Source organism: Clostridium sp. 1001283B150225_161107_B6 (assembly GCF_015556325.1).
Taxonomy (GTDB): domain Bacteria; phylum Bacillota; class Clostridia; order Lachnospirales; family Lachnospiraceae; genus Enterocloster.
In genome coordinates, this window is sequence record NZ_JADNMD010000007.1 from 1 (window position 1) to 16294 (window position 16294).

General features: G+C 51.4%; 13 protein-coding genes and 2 pseudogenes. 11 read left to right on the top strand and 4 right to left on the bottom strand.

Translation table 11 applies throughout. The features are described 5' to 3' along the window. Positions 1-112: 112 nt before the first annotated feature. Positions 113-1300 (bottom strand): annotated as a pseudogene (locus I2H39_RS16510) (SdrD B-like domain-containing protein); the annotation flags it as partial. A gap of 199 nt (positions 1301-1499) precedes the next feature. Here I2H39_RS16510 and I2H39_RS16515 point away from each other — a divergent pair. The 6 genes from I2H39_RS16515 to I2H39_RS16540 all read left to right on the top strand — a co-directional run bounded on the left by I2H39_RS16515 (position 1500) and on the right by I2H39_RS16540 (position 7846). Next, positions 1500-2057, top strand: a complete 558-nt coding sequence (locus I2H39_RS16515) for an aminoglycoside adenylyltransferase (protein WP_138308547.1) — start codon at positions 1500-1502, stop codon at positions 2055-2057. A gap of 15 nt (positions 2058-2072) precedes the next feature. After that, positions 2073-3479 (top strand): SMI1/KNR4 family protein, encoded by a 1407-nt coding sequence (locus I2H39_RS16520; RefSeq protein WP_195627034.1) that lies wholly within the window; start codon positions 2073-2075, stop codon positions 3477-3479. 155 nt (positions 3480-3634) lie between these two features. Beyond that, positions 3635-4015, top strand: coding sequence for a DUF6323 family protein (locus I2H39_RS16525; protein ID WP_195627035.1), 381 nt, complete (start codon positions 3635-3637; stop codon positions 4013-4015). Positions 4016-4432: 417 nt separating this feature from the next. Next, positions 4433-5803 (top strand): homoserine dehydrogenase, encoded by a 1371-nt coding sequence (locus tag I2H39_RS16530; protein ID WP_138308453.1) that lies wholly within the window; start codon positions 4433-4435, stop codon positions 5801-5803. 166 nt (positions 5804-5969) lie between these two features. After that, positions 5970-7238: a 3-oxo-tetronate kinase gene (gene otnK / locus I2H39_RS16535; protein WP_138308451.1), complete on the top strand. Its 1269-nt coding sequence runs from the start codon at positions 5970-5972 to the stop codon at positions 7236-7238. 2 nt (positions 7239-7240) lie between these two features. Then, positions 7241-7846: a class II aldolase/adducin family protein gene (locus I2H39_RS16540; protein WP_138308450.1), complete on the top strand. Its 606-nt coding sequence runs from the start codon at positions 7241-7243 to the stop codon at positions 7844-7846. A 22-nt stretch (positions 7847-7868) separates the two neighbouring features. Here the strand turns inward: I2H39_RS16540 and I2H39_RS29505 are convergent. Next, positions 7869-8039, bottom strand: a pseudogene (locus tag I2H39_RS29505) (diguanylate cyclase); the annotation flags it as partial. 285 nt (positions 8040-8324) lie between these two features. Here I2H39_RS29505 and I2H39_RS16550 point away from each other — a divergent pair. Further along, positions 8325-11165: a transporter substrate-binding domain-containing protein gene (locus tag I2H39_RS16550; RefSeq protein WP_195627036.1), complete on the top strand. Its 2841-nt coding sequence runs from the start codon at positions 8325-8327 to the stop codon at positions 11163-11165. On the opposite strand, the gene I2H39_RS16555 is transcribed toward I2H39_RS16550, so the two are convergent. Together I2H39_RS16555 and I2H39_RS16560 are read right to left on the bottom strand one after the other, a co-directional pair. Beyond that, positions 11142-12155 carry a choloylglycine hydrolase family protein gene (locus I2H39_RS16555; protein ID WP_195627037.1) on the bottom strand — a complete coding sequence of 338 codons (1014 nt, stop codon included), beginning with the start codon at positions 12153-12155 and terminating at the stop codon, positions 11142-11144. The two genes, I2H39_RS16550 and I2H39_RS16555, sit on opposite strands and share 24 nt — an antisense overlap. 215 nt (positions 12156-12370) lie before the next feature. Further along, the gene (locus I2H39_RS16560; protein ID WP_138308445.1) at positions 12371-13138 is read right to left on the bottom strand and encodes an IclR family transcriptional regulator; all 768 of its coding nucleotides are present in this window, start codon (positions 13136-13138) and stop codon (positions 12371-12373) included. 278 nt (positions 13139-13416) lie between these two features. Between I2H39_RS16560 and I2H39_RS16565 the strand changes: the two genes are divergently transcribed. From I2H39_RS16565 to I2H39_RS16580, 4 genes are read left to right on the top strand one after another with little or no spacing between them, the layout of a single operon-like run. Further along, on the top strand, positions 13417-13971 hold the full coding sequence (locus tag I2H39_RS16565; RefSeq protein WP_138308444.1) for a 2-oxoacid:acceptor oxidoreductase family protein: 555 nt from the start codon (positions 13417-13419) through the stop codon (positions 13969-13971). Continuing rightward, positions 13925-14230 carry a 4Fe-4S binding protein gene (locus I2H39_RS16570; RefSeq protein WP_138308442.1) on the top strand — a complete coding sequence of 102 codons (306 nt, stop codon included), beginning with the start codon at positions 13925-13927 and terminating at the stop codon, positions 14228-14230. Before I2H39_RS16565 ends, I2H39_RS16570 begins: the two co-directional genes overlap by 47 nt. Beyond that, on the top strand, positions 14230-15426 hold the full coding sequence (gene porA / locus I2H39_RS16575; protein ID WP_138308440.1) for a pyruvate ferredoxin oxidoreductase: 1197 nt from the start codon (positions 14230-14232) through the stop codon (positions 15424-15426). The genes I2H39_RS16570 and porA overlap by 1 nt, the downstream gene beginning before the upstream one ends. Beyond that, positions 15423-16289 carry a thiamine pyrophosphate-dependent enzyme gene (locus I2H39_RS16580; RefSeq protein ID WP_138308439.1) on the top strand — a complete coding sequence of 289 codons (867 nt, stop codon included), beginning with the start codon at positions 15423-15425 and terminating at the stop codon, positions 16287-16289. Before porA ends, I2H39_RS16580 begins: the two co-directional genes overlap by 4 nt. Positions 16290-16294 lie beyond the last annotated feature (5 nt).

Below are 16294 nucleotides of genomic sequence, written 5' to 3' on the forward strand. Positions count from 1 at the left end.
CCTGGTGTACCGGTTTCTTTTCTCTTGCCATAATAAAAGGCCTCCTATGATTTTTTATTTTATCATAGAAGACCTTTGGCTAATACCTATTTACAGAAAAATTTTCATACACTCGGAAAAACAGGCTGGTCAGAGGGCTCTGGCAGGTATTGGTGAGGGTGACGGTAAAACGGACGGTTTCCCCCACATTGGCAGTCTGGCGGTCAACGGTCTTGACCGGAATAAACCGGGGTACCTGTATCTCGTTAAAGGAGATATCGTCAATGGCATAGTCGTTTCCAATCACTTCAGGACCTTCACTTAAAAATTCAACGGTAAGACGGGTGTTGTTCCGGGAATTAACAACACTGCCAATCTGTTTCCATTCCGGTGCATTCAGATTTGGTGGTATCAGCGCTCCCAGAGTCGCGCTGTAGAGAATGCCGCCATTCTCGTCCAGGACACGTACACCCAGCTGCGGGTCCGGGTAACCGGTAACTTTAAAGAGATTCAGAATCCATGCCGTAAACAGATAACTGGTGTTTGGCTGTACGGTTACAATATCCCGGAAGAAAACTGTGCCGGGATTATCCCCGTTTACAACCATCATCCGTCCTGTTTCGGTGCCGGTGGTATGGTCTGCAATACGCCACCAGGCGCCGATGGCCTGGCTCAGAGCATTATTCATGATATTCTGGACCGTGTATTGGCCGCCAAAGGGCGTATAGGTGTCAGGATTTGGCAGTACGTAGGTGAAATCCGGCGTTACCCCCGGGTATGGTTCAGTGGGAGCGCCGGTATTGGCCGGCGTACCCTGGGGGAAAAACCCAAAGGTCCCATTGTCAGCTGCCTGGATTAGGTTGCTGCCGGAAATGACAGCGCAGGGGTCCAGTATGGTCTGGACCGGGGTATAGATAACGGGTCCGTTTAAAAAGTCCTGGTTGGACAGCCCTGCACTGGTTACTGTTACATACAGGGTATCCGGGGTGACGGAATCCAGGTTGGTGGCTCCGGCTGGCGGATTGCCGGCAGCGGTAATGGGCGGATTGATTCCCTGGGGAATGCTGCCCGGCTCTGCAAGGGAAAAATCGCCGGGTGTGGCAAAGCCGCCTGTGGTTCCATAGGATTCCACAATCCTGTATTCGCCGTTTGGAACATTGATAAAGGAATAGTTGCCGGCAGAGTCAGTCAAAACAGTAAGCCTTAGGCTTGTGCTGATATTCTGAAGCACCACCGGGATATTAGCGAGGCCCGAGTCGCCCCCGGAAATCGTGGCGCTTCGGTCCCGGTCAAAGATTACGCGGCCTGATATGGTAGCCATTGAGATATCCCACCTTTCAATTATGGTTTAAATGCCCGTTTGCGGGCGGAAAACAGATACAAGTTCATGATGTCCTCTCTATAAGAATATGCTGGATTTGGACGAGGTGTGCCTGCTCCGGGTAGATATGAAGAGCGGAATGTGGTAAACTTGAGTGAAAGACGTTTATGGAGGAAAATAGAAGGGTATGGTGAAAAAGATGGTTAAGAAAGAGATGGTATCAAAAACAGATTTAATGAACCTACTGGACCTGATGGAGTCAATATCAGGTATGGGGTACTGGCTGGACGGCGGCTGGGGCGTGGATGTGCTGGTTGGGAAACAGACCAGGGAGCACAGGGACGCGGACATCAACTTTGACGCCCGGTATACAGATGCATTGCTGGAAACATTGATTACCCATGGTTATGAAATTACCACGGACTGGCGTCCTGTGCGGATAGAACTCTGCCACCCGGAGCTGGGCTATGCAGACATCCATCCCTTTGTAATCAATGAGGACGGAACCGCAAAGCAGGCGGACCTGGAAGGCGGGTGGTATGAATTTGAAGCTGATTACTTTGGAAAGGCGGTTTTTGAGGGCAGGACCATACCGTGTATCTCGGCAAAGGGACAGAAGATATTCCATACAGGATATGAACTCAGGGAAGTTGACAAGCATGATATCAGGAATATTGACAATTTGCTCTCCGGTGGCGGGGCATCCGACGGTAAACTGCCGGATGGCGGCCTGTCTGAGGATGGGCGCCATAATTAGCAGGGAGGTTTCCATATGCCGGGTGCAACAATAGCAGAGCGGTTATCCTCGTATCTTAGAAAAAAGAATGAATCCATGCCGTCCCGTACATATGAGCCATTGTCGGATGCCCATGCCGCGTATATAAAGGATTTGGTGAAGCGGGCAGGGAAAAAGGATGAAAACAGGGATGTTTTCGGTTCATCAAGGCATGGGTATAAACTGAATCCCACCGTGACGCGGGAGGAGGTACGGCAGTTTGAGGAGCGATTTCATCTGACCCTTCCGGATGAATATGTATTCTTCCTTACCAAGGTGGGAAATGGCGGGGCCGGGCCGTATTACGGCCTCTATTCCCTGGAAAGCCTGCCAATGTACGCGGGATGCCTGGAGTCCTATGACGACAGGGATAAGGATGGCCTGCCTGCATTCATTGACCGGGATATGAGTCCCGGTGACTGGGCACGGGCCATGGAAGAGTTAGAGGAAACGGATGACGATGAAGCATATAATGCCAGAATGAAGCAGGTCTGTTCCGGCCTGCTGGTCATCGGGACCCAGGGATGCACCTGCGATAATCTGCTGATGTGGAAGGGGAGCGAGAAGGGAAAAATTGTATACATGGATTGGAATCTGGAACCGGAATACGGCCCTTTTTTTACAGGACATACATTTCTGGAGTGGTATGAGCAGTTTTTCCTGGAAATTCTGGCCGGACACGACCTTGTATCCTATGGTTATATCAGCCTGAAATCGGAGCAGGAGCTCAGGCAGGAATATGCGGGCGCTGTCCGGACAGAAGACAAACTGCGGATTCTGTCCGGTTTCCATAAGTTCAGGGAGGCGGAGCCTGAAACCATTGAGCTGCTGATGCAGCGGGACAGACCGGAGACAGATGGAGCCAAGGGAGAGCTGCTGTTCAGGCTGGCGCCGATGAAGGGCCTGGAGGTATTTGAAGAGACCTTGGCGGGAAACCATCCCCAGGGAGCCGTGTCCTGTGCAAGAAGAATGCCGGACCAGTATAAAGACAGGTTTTATGAAAAAATGGTCCGTTTACTGTACCGGCCTGACATAAAGGATAAGTCCAGGATTCTATTTTTCCTGGGAGACTGCAGCTGCAGGAAAGCATCTGATTTGGCTGATTTTGCGGAACATAGTGAAAACAGCATCCAGGACAGGCGGACAGCTGTCTGCGTGATGGGAGGGTGCCCGGATAAGCTGGATTTCATTGAATTATTTGCAGGACTGATGCGGGGAGAGGATTACTGGCTGGCTCACGCCGCATTGCAGGCAATGTCCCGTACCTCCTGTCCGGAGCTGACGGACACATATAAGTGGATGGGGGAGCGGTATAAGGGAGACAGCACAATGGAGTCCAATCTGAAGATTGCGTTTAAGACAAATAAGGTTGCAGATTATACGTTAATAAATCGGAATCAATAGGATTGGGGAAACATGATAATGAAAAAGACAGGGGATATGAAAAATCCTCTGTCTTTCTGTTTTTATAATACCACGAAAACACCCGAAAATCAAGACTTGTAATGCTCCTGCCCCCGCCGTATCATGGGTATCCACTTTAAGGAGGGGTGACGCATATGGGAGAAACAGGGACTTTTTTTATGCTGCTGCAGCAGGAGAAAAGCCGCAGGGAATTAGCGGAGATTCTGGCCTGCAATGAGGAAACGGCCCGGTTCGGGCTGGCACTGTCACAGATGGAGGCGCAGGAACTGGCAGTATGCCGCAACGAGAGCCTGAGAAGATGGCAGCGGGTGGAATTTGGCAGGGGAATACTGGAAAAGCTGCTTTGCGGCAATCCGCCCCTGGCAGGTGCACGTCTGATACTGGAATATCTGAGGGGAATCCGCCTGGAAGCAGATTTTCTGAGTTGCTTTGAACCGGGGATGTGCGCAGAATTAGCCTGTATTTTGAAGGAAAATCCAGGGAGGAAATTACGCTGGATATGGAGAAGGCCATAATACGGGTGATTAACGGAACCGTGGGCATGGTTCCGTATTCATCCATGCCGTCATCCACAGGTGCTGCCCCGTGGAGCCATGTGGTTATAAAGGCGTATTTTCTTCGTGCAGCCAAAGGATTCGGAACACGGATTTGGAACGGACTCCAACAGGACTGCATGGCAGCTGTGATGCATCAGTGTTGCATACATCCCCCTCTCTTTGTTGCATACATGTTACACAATTATCAAAGTTACTTTTAGGGCTGCCATTCCTTCTGGCCGGAAACCCTTGTATTTAAAATGGTTCTCCCTGTTTTTGGTTCATTTCCTCAAGAGGCTGCTTTTGGCATAATATTTGCTAATATATGTTAATAGCAGCAGCTTTATCGGATAAGCATGGGAAATGAAAATATAAAACAGAAAGGAATTGCGCGGTATGGATTACACAACTTTATTGAAGAACAGCGGCGGAAAAAAGTCGAGAGTAGGTATCATTGGTGCGACCCGCGGTTATGGCTATACACTGCTGGCACAGATTCCAAAGGTTGATTCTATGGAATTGAGGCTGATTTCTTCACGGCACGTGACTGAATGTATAGAAGTGCTGACCGGGTTAGGGTATGCTGAAGACAGCATTATCATATGTGAAAATAAAGAGCAGGTCCGGGATGCGGCCAGGGACGCGGTCATTATTGTACATGATTACAGGCTGGTTTTGGAAAGTGATATAACGGCATTGGTGGAGTGCACCGGCAATACGGCCGTGAGTTCAGAGGTAGCAGAGGATGCTTTAAAAAAGGGAATCAATGTATACATGGTTTCCAAAGAAACCGACAGTGTCTGCGGTCCGGTTTTAAACCATATTGCTGACGAGTGCGGAACGGTGTATTCCCTTGTAAACGGTGACCAGCCGCGAAATCTTCTGGACCTTTATTCATGGGGCAGGATTCTGGGATTGGAAATCATAGCAGCCGGAAAGGCCAGTGAGTATGACTTTGTCTGGAATCCGGATACCTGTCAGTTTACCTATATGGAGGGCGAGGAGAAACCCCAGGAGAATATACCGGGACTCAGGGAGTTTTGGAACTATGAAGGACGGGAAACACTTGAGGGGCGCCGAAAGGTGCTGGATAAGTATATGGCTGTCATATCTGCGGACCTTTGTGAGATGAACCTTGTTTCCAATGTGACAGGACTGCTTCCCGCGGACGCACGTTTGAATTATCCGGTTGCCAAAATCAGCGAACTGGCGGATATCTTCATTCCTGAGGAGGACGGAGGAATCCTGAAAAAGACAGGGGTCGTGGATGTGTTCTGCAACCTGAGGGCACCGGATGAAGCAAGCTTTGCAGGAGGTGTATTCATCATTATAAAGTGTGAAAATAAAACCGTGTGGAATCTGCTCGCAAGCAAAGGCCATGTGGTAAGCAGAAATGGCAGATATGCCTGTGTCTATCTCCCCTACCATTATATGGGACTTGAGACGCCTCTGTCCATCCTTCTGGGGGATATGCTGGGAATAGGAACCCACAGGGAATGCCGTCAGGTTTCTGTGATGACAGGAGTTGCCCAGAGGGATTTGGCAAAGGGAACTGTCTTAAAAGTGCAGGGGCATCATCATTCCATTGACGGTCTGGTACCTGAGTTGTGGGAGCTTAAGGATGCAGAGAACATTGCGCCGTTCTACTTGCTGAACGGTATGGAGCTTCTTAGGGATATAAAGGCTGGAGAACCCATAACAAGGGACGCAGTGGACTTGTCAGGAAGCCTGCCGTATGAATTATATAACAAGGGGACAAAGCTTTAAGGAGCTGTCATGGGTAAGGCAGTCATATATACAATATGCTGCAAGGATATGCTGCGGGACTGGCGCTGGTTGGTTTTGCAGCATTATCATTTTTGCAGGTTTAACTGAAACTGGATTTGACGTATAATGATTCAAAGGACTATTTCATAATAACAGGAGGAAGACTATGCCAATATTCGGATGTGTAGCCGATGATTTTACAGGCGCCAGCGATGCAGCCTCATTTCTGGTAAAGGGAGGCATGTCGGTCCAGCTCTTTAACGGTATTCCGGAAAAAGGAAGCAGGATTGCAGAGGGAGTACAGGCCATTGTGATTGCGCTTAAGTCCAGGACCCAGAACACCAGGGAGGCTGTGGCGGATACCATGGAGTCCCTGGAATGGCTGAAGGAGCAGGGTGCTGAGAAGTTTTATCTGAAATACTGCTCCACCTTTGACTCAACACCTCAGGGGAATATTGGCCCTGTTGCGGATGCGGCCATGGAATTTCTTGGCACGCCCTATACGGTCCTGTGTCCGGCGCTGCCGGTCAACGGACGGGCGGTAAGGAACGGGAAACTGTATGTGGGCGGGGTTCCGCTGCATGAAAGCCCTATGAAGAACCATCCTCTGACCCCCATGTGGGACTGCAGAATCGCCAACTTGATGGAGCCTCAGAGCAAATATCCCTGTGTGGAGCTCTGGAAGGAGCAGATGGACGGGCCTGCTGATGAAATCCGCGCCATGTGCATGGGGCAGTCAGGGGCACAGGCGCATTTTTACGTAATACCGGATTATCAGGATATGGCGGATGGGGAGCGGATTGTGGAGCTGTTCGGGGACCTGCCCCTGCTGACAGGGGGAAGCGGGATTCTGGAGCCACTGGCAAAGCGCCTGAGCAAACATCAGGAAATGCCGCCGGAGCTGGACATCCAGGCGGAAGGACCGGCCATCCTGCTGGCAGGCAGCTGTTCTAAGGCTACCCTTGGGCAGATTGGCTATTATCAGGCGCACGGAGGACTCAGCTATAAGATGGACCCCATAGCCATGCTTGAGGGCAGGGAGACGCCGGAGGATGCCTGGAGGTTTGTGAGGGAAAACTGGGGAACCCCGGTGCTGGTGTACAGCTCAGATACAGCCCAAAACGTGAAAGACGTGCAGCGGTACGGCCAGGAGCATGTGGCCCGGATGCTGGAGCAGGCAGCCGCTGAGCTGGCGGAACGGGCTGTGGCCCATGGAATCAGGAGAGTGGTGGTGGCAGGGGGAGAGACATCAGGCGCAGTGACAAAGCGGCTGGGATTTTCTTCTTACCGGATTGGCGCCAGCGTTGCGCCCGGAGTACCGGTCATGGTGCCCATGGAGAACAGGGAAATCCGGCTGGTGTTAAAGTCCGGGAATTTTGGGCAGGAGGAGTTTTTTGAAAAGGTATTGGAGATGACCCGGAGGGAGGAAGGATAGGGATGGACAAGGAATTAGGGCAGAATTTATTAGAGCAGAAATTAAAGGACGCGGTCTGGATTGGAAGAAGCCTGTTTGAACGGAACAAGACAGCCGGTTCATCGGCCAATATGAGTTTTATTCATGATGGAAGAATGTATATCAGCCGGAGCGGAAGCTGCTTTGGGAACATGAAGGAGGATGATTTCGCTGTTATGGATATGGACGGCACCTGTCTGAGCCGGAACAAGCCCAGCAAGGAGTGGCCCCTGCATCTGAAGGTATACCGGAAAAAACCGGAAACAGGCGCTGTCCTGCATACCCACGGCACCTATGGAGTGCTGTGGAGTTTTGTGCCTGCCTTGGACGAGACGGATGCAATCCCGGACCATACCCCATATCTGAAGATGAAGCTGGGAAGGGTGGGTCTGATACCCTATGAGAAACCAGGCTCCCAGGCGCTGTTTGACGCCTTTGAACAGCGCGTAATGGACAGTGACGGCTATCTTCTGAAACAGCACGGGGCAGTGGTGCCGGGAAAAAGTCTGATGGACGCCTTTTACTGCCTGGAAGAACTGGAGGAAAGCGCCAGGATTGCCTGGATGCTGAGGGCGGCAGGGGTGAGGTAAGCGCCGGGACTGCCTTGATTCGTTTTGCTGTTTCCCTTAACACGGCGTCGCCGCAGGCGTGCCCCTGGGTGTCATTGACGGGTTTGAACTTGTCCAGGTCAATATAGAAGACGGCAAAGGTAAAATACTGGTCACGGCAGCGTATATCCATGTATTCCTTCAACCGCCTGCGGTTAAACAACCCGGTCGGCATATCTGTCTCCTGTCAAATATAATCATACTGCCATTGTACCAAATTCCGGACATATTTTCTATATCATACCTTTAAATCAGGCGGCCCCGTCAAGGGGCCGTATTGTTTCTCCCAGCCGGTCCGGTTACACACTAGCTTCATTTGATGGCCTTTCCGGGTCATATGTACTTTAGGGATAGCAAGTCAGGCAAATACGTGATAAAATAAATAACAGCAGGCTTTTGACTTAACCATGGCTGTGTAACACAGCAGAAACCGGACAGGACGGAAAAAAGGAGCTCTGATATGAGAAATTCAATACAGGCAAAAAAGAGGATGGCGGGAGTGGCAGGTGTCCTGGTCTTTTTATGCTTGTTTTTTGTGCTTTCATGCAGCGATGCGCAGGCAGGTATCAGGAACGAAGATAAGGCGCAGGAAGGGGATAAGGTGCTCAGGGTGGCATTCCCGCCTGTGGAGGGAATGTCGGAGACAGACGGGAACGGGACCAGACACGGTATTGTGGTGGACTATCTGAATGAAATAGCAAAGTATACAGGCTGGCAGTACGAGTATATTGATACAACTGCGGAGGCCATGATTCCGGATTTTCTGGACGGGAAATACGACCTGATGGGCGGGACTTATTACCAGCCGGAGTTTGAACAGTATTTCGCCTATCCGGATTACAATACAGGCTACAGCAAAACCGTACTTCTGGCCCGCAGGGATGATGAGAGCATCAAGACTTATGACTGGAAGAGCATGGACGGCAAGACCATAGGCGTATATGAACAGGCTGTGGAGAATACGCGCAGGCTACAGGAATTCCTGGATTTTAACGGGATGGACTGCACCCTCAGATACCTTTCCAAGGAACAGCTGACAGATGGAAATCTTTATCTGCATCTGGCCAATAAGGAAGTGGACATGCTTCTGGGAAATAACTCAGATACAGCGGGACCCTTCCGGGTGGTTGCGGAATTTGACTCCCAGCCATATTATATTGTGACCACTCCGGGGAACCAGGAAATCCTGGATGGCATGAATATGGCTATGAGCAAGATTGTTGACTCCAATCCTAATTTTGCAGAGGAACGGTATAATGCCAATTTTCCGGACAGCGGCATTGAGAGTATTTACCTGAACGAGGAGGAACGGGCATATATCAGCGGAAAGCAGTGTGTGTCGGTTGCAGTGGTCAGGGACTGGCATCCCCTGTTCTGTCTGGAAACAGAAAGTGATATGCACAACGGACTGATTCCGGACGTGCTGGAGATTGTCACTGACTTTTCAGGGCTGGAATTCAGCTACGTATATACAGACACCTATGAGGAAGCCCTGGAGCTGGTACGGCAGGGCAGGGCGGATGTGCTGGGGGCATTCCTGGGTTCCGAGGAGGACGGGGCGGACATGCGGCTGGCTCTTACCAAGGCCTATGCATCCATGAGCGATATCATTGTCAGAAACAAGGGCGTCAGCTATCCTTCGGAGGGCCTGGTGGGGGCTATCATCGAAGGGCGCCGTCTGCCAAAAGGGTTAAAGGCGGATGAGGTCAGATATTTCCCCAATGTCAAGGCGGCGCTGAGGGCAGTAAACAATGGGGAGGTAGACTTTTTTTATGGGATATCCACCAAGATTGAGCACGAAATGCAGGCCAGCCACTATCCTAATGTGGTGCCAAATACACTGATTAACGACAGGAATGATATCTGCTTTGCAGTTACCAGACCGGTTGACGGCGAGCTGCTCCCTATCCTGAATAAGTCCATCAACAGTCTGAGCAGTGAGCAGAAAACAGCATTGACCAACCAGAACATGATAACCATTGGATCCAGCTCCGCTACCATCGTGAAGATGATATATGCGAACCCGGTGATGTTTGTGTCTGTTACGGTGTGCATTTTCCTGATAGTGATGGTCCTGGTAATGGCAGCTGCCCGTTCCAGGGTCCGTGCCGCCAGGATGCAGAGCAGCCTGGAACGGGCAGAGGCGGCCAGCCGGGCCAAGGGCGAATTCCTATCCAGGATGAGCCATGAGATACGTACGCCCATGAACGCTATTGTGGGGCTCAGCGATTTGACCTCAATGATGGAGGATGTGCCGGAGCCGGTAAGGGAGAACCTGAAGAAAATCAGGTCCTCCTCCCAGTACCTCCTGCGGCTGATTAGCGATATACTGGATATGAGCCGCATCGAGAGCGGCAAAATGACAGTGGCACACGAAGCCTTTTCCATGAAGGATACCATGGATGAGCTGGAGGGGATGATGACGGCAGAGGCTGTACGCCGGGGCCTGGAGTTTACAGTGGAAATGGATGTGGGAGACCATACCCTTATGGGGGATTCTATCCGTCTTCAGCAGGTCCTGACCAATCTGGCTTCCAATGCCTTTAAGTTTACACCGGCCGGCGGCAGCATCCGCATGCGGGTGACCCGGACCAGCTGCACGGACCGGCAGGTGACCTACAAGTTTCAGGTAATCGACAATGGCGTGGGTATATCTGAGGAGAACCAGAAACGCATATTCGGAGCCTTTGAGCAGGTGGGCCCCAATTACTCCAAGAGCCAGGGAACCGGACTGGGACTGGCTATCAGTAAGACCATTGTAGGGCTGATGGGAGGAGAGCTGAAGCTTAAGAGCGAGCCCGGTTATGGCAGTGAATTTTATTTTTCAGTTGTATTTCCCGTAGCAGGTCCGGATGCAAAAGACGGTCTGAAGCTGAAACAGGAGAAACGTCTGACAGACAGGTCAGCCGGCAGCCTGGAACACATGAACATCCTGCTGGCTGAGGATAATGACCTGAACGCGGAGATAGCCAGTGAGCTTCTGAAGATGAAGGGGGCCGCTGTGTGCAGGGCGGAGAATGGCAGACGGGCCGTGGAACTGTTTGCAGAGAGCAGCCCCGGGGTCTATCAGGCCATACTTATGGATATTCAGATGCCTGAAATGAACGGGCTGGAAGCCTGCCGCGCCATCCGGGGGATGCAGAGACAGGACGCTGCATCCATTCCCATTATTGCCATGACCGCTAATTCCTTTAAGGAGGATGCGGATGCGGCAGCAGAGGCAGGTATGGACGGCTTTGTGACCAAGCCCGTGGATGTGGAATATCTTTACCAGGTGCTAGAAGGCGCCCTGAAACGCTGACAAAGGGCGGAAGGCGGCAGGCTGATTGAGGACTGCCAGCGATTTTATGCCGCTGTCCGTATCCGGGCTGCCGGGCAGTGATGCACAGGTGATGCAGGAGCCGCTGTAGGTCCGGTAGAAGTATTCTTTGGAGGACAGGTTGATAAAGGCTGTGTACTGGGTGTAATCCGGGGTATCCCGGTCCGTGACAACAGGTCCCTTTGGAATGCTGACGCTTTCCATTATATGGAAACAGGCCGTGACTGCCTCCTCCCGGTCCGCAGGAACAGGCGTATGGGTTTTTAAGAAAGCAGTCCTGACGAACCTGGATGGAGGAGAGTAATCCCCAGGCAGGCCAATGCTTCCTCCGCCCTGTCCAAAGGGGGACAATTCCAGGCTGCCCCAGGTCTGTGTCTGCTTCTGCACAGGGGATGCATTCATGTAATTGCGCAGGTTGGCAAGGTGCCACTGAAAGTCGGGGCTGTTGGAAAGGACGCCTATGGGATTATCCATGAGATGGAGGCCGTCTGCCGTCTTTTCTATGACCATGGATTTGCCGGTCCTGTCCGCTATCAGCCAGTGAAGAGGTGCAATGGTTCCGGTTACAGAGTCCTCAGTGCCCACGATTTGGATGGTGCGCAGCAGGGAGGCTGCCTCCTCCACGGATGGGCTCAGGCCCAGGAGGAAGCCGGCCAGCTCCAGGGCAGAGATGGGTGGCCTGGACCGGTCTTTCAGATTCGGGGCGTCATACCGTGCATAACCCGGAAAGTAGAGCACAGCAGCTCCAAAGCCCATCTCATTGACTCCGTCTGTAAAGATGACAGGGGATATATCCTGTCCAATTCCCATGAAACGGTAACGGTTGCGGACCTGATGGGTGTTCAGGATGTTATTCCACTGATAGCCTTTGGGAACCACATACAATTCAGGTTCAAGAGGATAGGAAAAATCCATGGTCCGGCCAAAGTAAATATCCCCCTGGGCTGTCTGTGTGACGATAGCTGTGCACATGGGTGAAAACCTCCTTCATACGAAGTTTATAGAAGCTATGGTTATATATATTCCCTTTGGAGGAGGAACATTCCCGCCAAAGGTTTTTTGGTTTGGCGGATAGAAACCAAAACCATAAAACGGAACAGACAAAAACCACAGAATGAAGCACCCCCGGAACAGGCAGGGAATCCATTTCCCTTCCCGTTCCGGGGGTGTTTTTTGTTTGGAATCTGTTAATAACCCAGTTTTTTCCCAATCTTCAGTGCTGTATCCTTTACCAGGGCAACGTAGCGGTCCCGGTTCAGTTCCATGCGCGTGGTGGGACCTGAAATACTGATGGCCGCAATAGCCTGCCCCATGCTGACAACAGGGGCGGCGTAGCAGGTAAGCCCTGTCTCGGATTCCTCCTCGTCGCAGGCATAGCCCTGGGCGCGAATCTGAGGTATCAGCCGTTCCAGCTGTGAACGGGAGGGAATGGAGTTGGGGGTCTGCATGGTGAAGGGCGCTTGTTCCATGTAGGTGCCTATGACCTCCGGCGAGGAGTAGGCCAGCAGGGCCTTCCCGGTGGCCGTCATATGGGCTGTGCGGGTAAATCCCACCATGGACTGCATGCTTATGGTAGCAGTGCCGATTACCTTGTCTACAAAGATGATTTCCGTATCTGAATGCCAGGTGACCAGATGGGCTGTCTCTCCGGAAAGGGCTGACAGCTCCATCAGGAAAGGATGTATCAGCTCAATCAGTTCGGAGCGTTTGGTGACAATGGTTCCGATGCGGGCGAACTTGAAGCTTAAATGATACTTGGAGTTCCTGTCCTTTGACACATAGCCTTTGTGCTGCAGCGTGTACAGCAGGCGGAAAACCGTACTTTTTCCAAGATTCATATAAGCGGCCAGCTCGGCCAGCCCTAAATTGTCGTGTTCACAAAGCACATCTATGATTGCCAGTGCATTATTCACGGATTGCAGAAGGTATTTATCATCTGAGGTTTGTTCGGACATAAAATTTCCCTCCTTATAATTTGTATTTTTATTCTATCATAGATTCCTGAAAAAAGATATGTTTCATATAAAGAAACTATAGTTCATATAATAAAACAAAATTCACAAAAATCTTAGCTGATAACCAGGTAAATGTAAGGCTTATTTGTGAAAAACAATGAAAAATATGAAACTAATTGATTTGATATTTACAAATAAGATAAAAAGTTCTATAATCCATTTAGTTCATATAAAGAAACTATATTTCATATAGAGAAACAATGAAGGAGGAATTCAGAATGAAGAGGTTAAAATTCTATGGACTGGGCGGCCAGGGCGTTGTAACTGCCGGAAAAGTCCTGTCTTCAGCAGTGTCCCTGCATGAAGACAAGTATGCCATCACGGTTCCGGCATACGGCCATGAGCGGAGAGGGGCCCCGGTATTCACCGATGTGGTCATGGACGAAAAGCCTGTGCTGGTGAATTGTTTTGTGTATACACCCGATATCGTGGTGGTGATGGACGAGACAATCATCCAAAAGCATGTGGATGTGGCCCAGGGTATTACGGATGACACCGTTCTGGTGCTCAACGCATCCAGCGAGGCCGTTGCAAGAAAGTACCAGGAGGCATTTTCCTTTAAAACCATTTATTATGTCAACGCGACCCAGGTGGCATTGGACAATATTGGAAAGGGGATTCCCAACGGTTCCACCCTGGGGGCGCTGGCAAAGACCGGTGTGGTATCCATTGAATCTGTTGAGAAGGCATTGATTGAATTTTTTGGAGAGAAGGCAGGTGCGAAGAATGCAAAAGCAGCAAGAGACAGCTACAACCAGACAAGACAGATGTAACGTACAGGGGCCATGCGCCTACATATTTGACTCCGGCAACACGGGAAGCTGGAGACTGGAACGGCCAAAGGTGGACTACGATGCCTGCATTAAGTGCGGCACCTGCGCCATGTACTGTCCGGCCAATGTAATCACTGTGGACAAAGAAAAAAAGGAATGTATCGAAATCATGTGGGATTACTGTAAGGGGTGCGGAATCTGCGCCAATGAATGTCCCAGACATTGCATTACCATGATAGATGAGAGGAGTGTGGAATAATGGCTCATTACAAGATGTTGGATGGAAACGGGGCGGCAGTGGAAGCCATCAGGATGGCAAAGGTAAAGGTAGTCTCCGCCTACCCCATAACCCCTCAGAGCACCATTGCGGAAAAACTGTCTGAACTCTGTGACAGCGGGGAACTGGACGCAAAGTACATACGGGTGGAATCAGAGCACACAGCCATGAGCTGCGCCCTGGGAGCCCAGCTTACAGGAATCCGGTGCGCCACAGCAACTGCTTCCGTGGGGTTGGCCCTGATGCATGAGGTGCTGAATGTGGTTTCCGGCTGCCGCGTACCCATTGTGATGCCCGTGGTGAACCGTTCCCTGGCATCCCCCTGGAGCCTTTGGTGCGACCATCAGGACTCCATGGCTGAGAGGGACAGCGGATGGATTCAGCTGTACTGCGAGAATGTCCAGGATGTCTACGACACAATGATTATGGCCTACCGCATTGCGGAGGATGACCGGGTGCTGACGCCTGCCATGGTCTGTCTGGACGGATTTTTCCTTTCCCATTCCATGCAGAAGCTGGTGGTGCCGGAGCAGGAGGAAATCGACGCATTTGTAGGTGAATACGGTAAGAAGAACATGTATCTGGACCCTGCCAATCCTCTGGTCATCGACAACCTGACCGGCTCCAATGAGATTACCGAGATGAAGTACCAGCAGTCCAGGGGATTTGTGAATGCAGAGACTGTAATGGAAGAAGTGTTTGAGGAATTTGCGGCAAAATTCGGCCGCAGGAAATCCACGGTGGAAGGCTACAATATGGAGGACGCAGAGGCTGTGATTGTATGTCTGGGCTCCATGGCCGGAACAGCAAAATACATATCCGATAAACTGCGGGCCGAAGGCAGGAAGGTGGGCGTGGTGAAGGTGGTATCCTTCCGGCCGTTCCCTTACAGGAAACTGAGAAGCGTTATCGGAGACATTAAAAAGGTGGCTGTCCTGGACCGTACCACGGGATTTGGCGGACAGGGTACGCCCCTGTGGACAGAGACAAAGTCAGCCCTGCCTGGAGACTGTCTGGTCAAGGATTACATTGCAGGCCTGGCAGGCAGGGACATCAGCCTGGATACCATAACCAGGGTATACCAGGACATACTGGAAGGAGAGCCGTCAGAGGAGCCCGTCTGGATTGACTGTGACACGGAGCATGCAATGGGAATCAGGGAGGTGCGTAAAGCATGATAGATATAAGGACAGAATCAAAGGGATATGTGGCCCACGGCGTAAGCGCCTGCGCGGGCTGTGGTATGGAACTGATTATCCGCAATGTGCTGGATGTGCTGGGGCAGGACACCACCCTGGTCATTCCGCCGGGATGTTCCGCCTTATTCTGCGGATTTGGCTGCGAGACAGGAATCAAGGTGTCTGCCTTCCAGGGAAATCTGGAAAATTCGGCAGCCATTGCCACCGGTATACGGGCCGGATATGAGGTACAGGGAAACAACCACTCCCATGTGGTGGCATTTGCAGGCGACGGCGGGACCCTGGATATCGGACTGCAGTCCCTGTCCGGCATGATGGAGCGCGGGGAGGATGTGCTCTATATCTGCTATGACAACGAGGCATATATGAACACCGGAATCCAGGGCAGTTCCGCCACGCCTGTGGGGGCCTGGACCACCACCACTCCCGGAGGAAAGAGCGTGTGCAAGAAGGATTTACTGGGAATCGCCATGGCCCACGGTATTCCTTACTGCGCATCCGCCAGCATTGCCAACATACCGGACCTGCGCAAAAAAGTGCAGAAGGCAAAGGACATCAGGGGGCCGCGCCTGCTTCATATCTTTTGTCCGTGTCCAACCGGATGGGGCTATGAACCGGCCAAGAGCGTGGAGGTGGCCCGGATGGCAGTCCAGACAGGAGCATGGGTGCTCTATGAATGTGAGGACGGCAAGGTGCGGGTGACTGTGAAACCCAAGGAGTTAAAGCCTCTGGGTGAATACCTGAAGCTGCAGAAGCGTTTTAAGGGTATCACAGAGGAAGAGGTAAAGATATTCCAGGATTACATAACAGCAAACTATCAGAAACGGCTGGGAGCAGAATAAGAGAG

Bases quoted from the DNA above. Each gene is read 5' to 3' on its own strand.
- I2H39_RS16560 (WP_138308445.1), bottom strand. From the start codon at position 13,138: ATGTCCGAACAAACCTCAGATGATAAATACCTTCTGCAATCCGTGAAT.
- I2H39_RS16520 (WP_195627034.1), top strand. From the start codon at position 2,073: ATGCCGGGTGCAACAATAGCAGAGCGGTTATCCTCGTATCTTAGAAAA.
- I2H39_RS16540 (WP_138308450.1), top strand. From the start codon at position 7,241: ATGGACAAGGAATTAGGGCAGAATTTATTAGAGCAGAAATTAAAGGAC.
- I2H39_RS16515 (WP_138308547.1), top strand. From the start codon at position 1,500: ATGGTTAAGAAAGAGATGGTATCAAAAACAGATTTAATGAACCTACTG.
- I2H39_RS16555 (WP_195627037.1), bottom strand. From the start codon at position 12,155: ATGTGCACAGCTATCGTCACACAGACAGCCCAGGGGGATATTTACTTT.
- I2H39_RS16525 (WP_195627035.1), top strand. From the start codon at position 3,635: ATGGGAGAAACAGGGACTTTTTTTATGCTGCTGCAGCAGGAGAAAAGC.
- porA (WP_138308440.1), top strand. From the start codon at position 14,230: ATGGCTCATTACAAGATGTTGGATGGAAACGGGGCGGCAGTGGAAGCC.
- I2H39_RS16565 (WP_138308444.1), top strand. From the start codon at position 13,417: ATGAAGAGGTTAAAATTCTATGGACTGGGCGGCCAGGGCGTTGTAACT.
- I2H39_RS16550 (WP_195627036.1), top strand. From the start codon at position 8,325: ATGAGAAATTCAATACAGGCAAAAAAGAGGATGGCGGGAGTGGCAGGT.
- otnK (WP_138308451.1), top strand. From the start codon at position 5,970: ATGCCAATATTCGGATGTGTAGCCGATGATTTTACAGGCGCCAGCGAT.
- I2H39_RS16530 (WP_138308453.1), top strand. From the start codon at position 4,433: ATGGATTACACAACTTTATTGAAGAACAGCGGCGGAAAAAAGTCGAGA.
- I2H39_RS16580 (WP_138308439.1), top strand. From the start codon at position 15,423: ATGATAGATATAAGGACAGAATCAAAGGGATATGTGGCCCACGGCGTA.
- I2H39_RS16570 (WP_138308442.1), top strand. From the start codon at position 13,925: ATGCAAAAGCAGCAAGAGACAGCTACAACCAGACAAGACAGATGTAAC.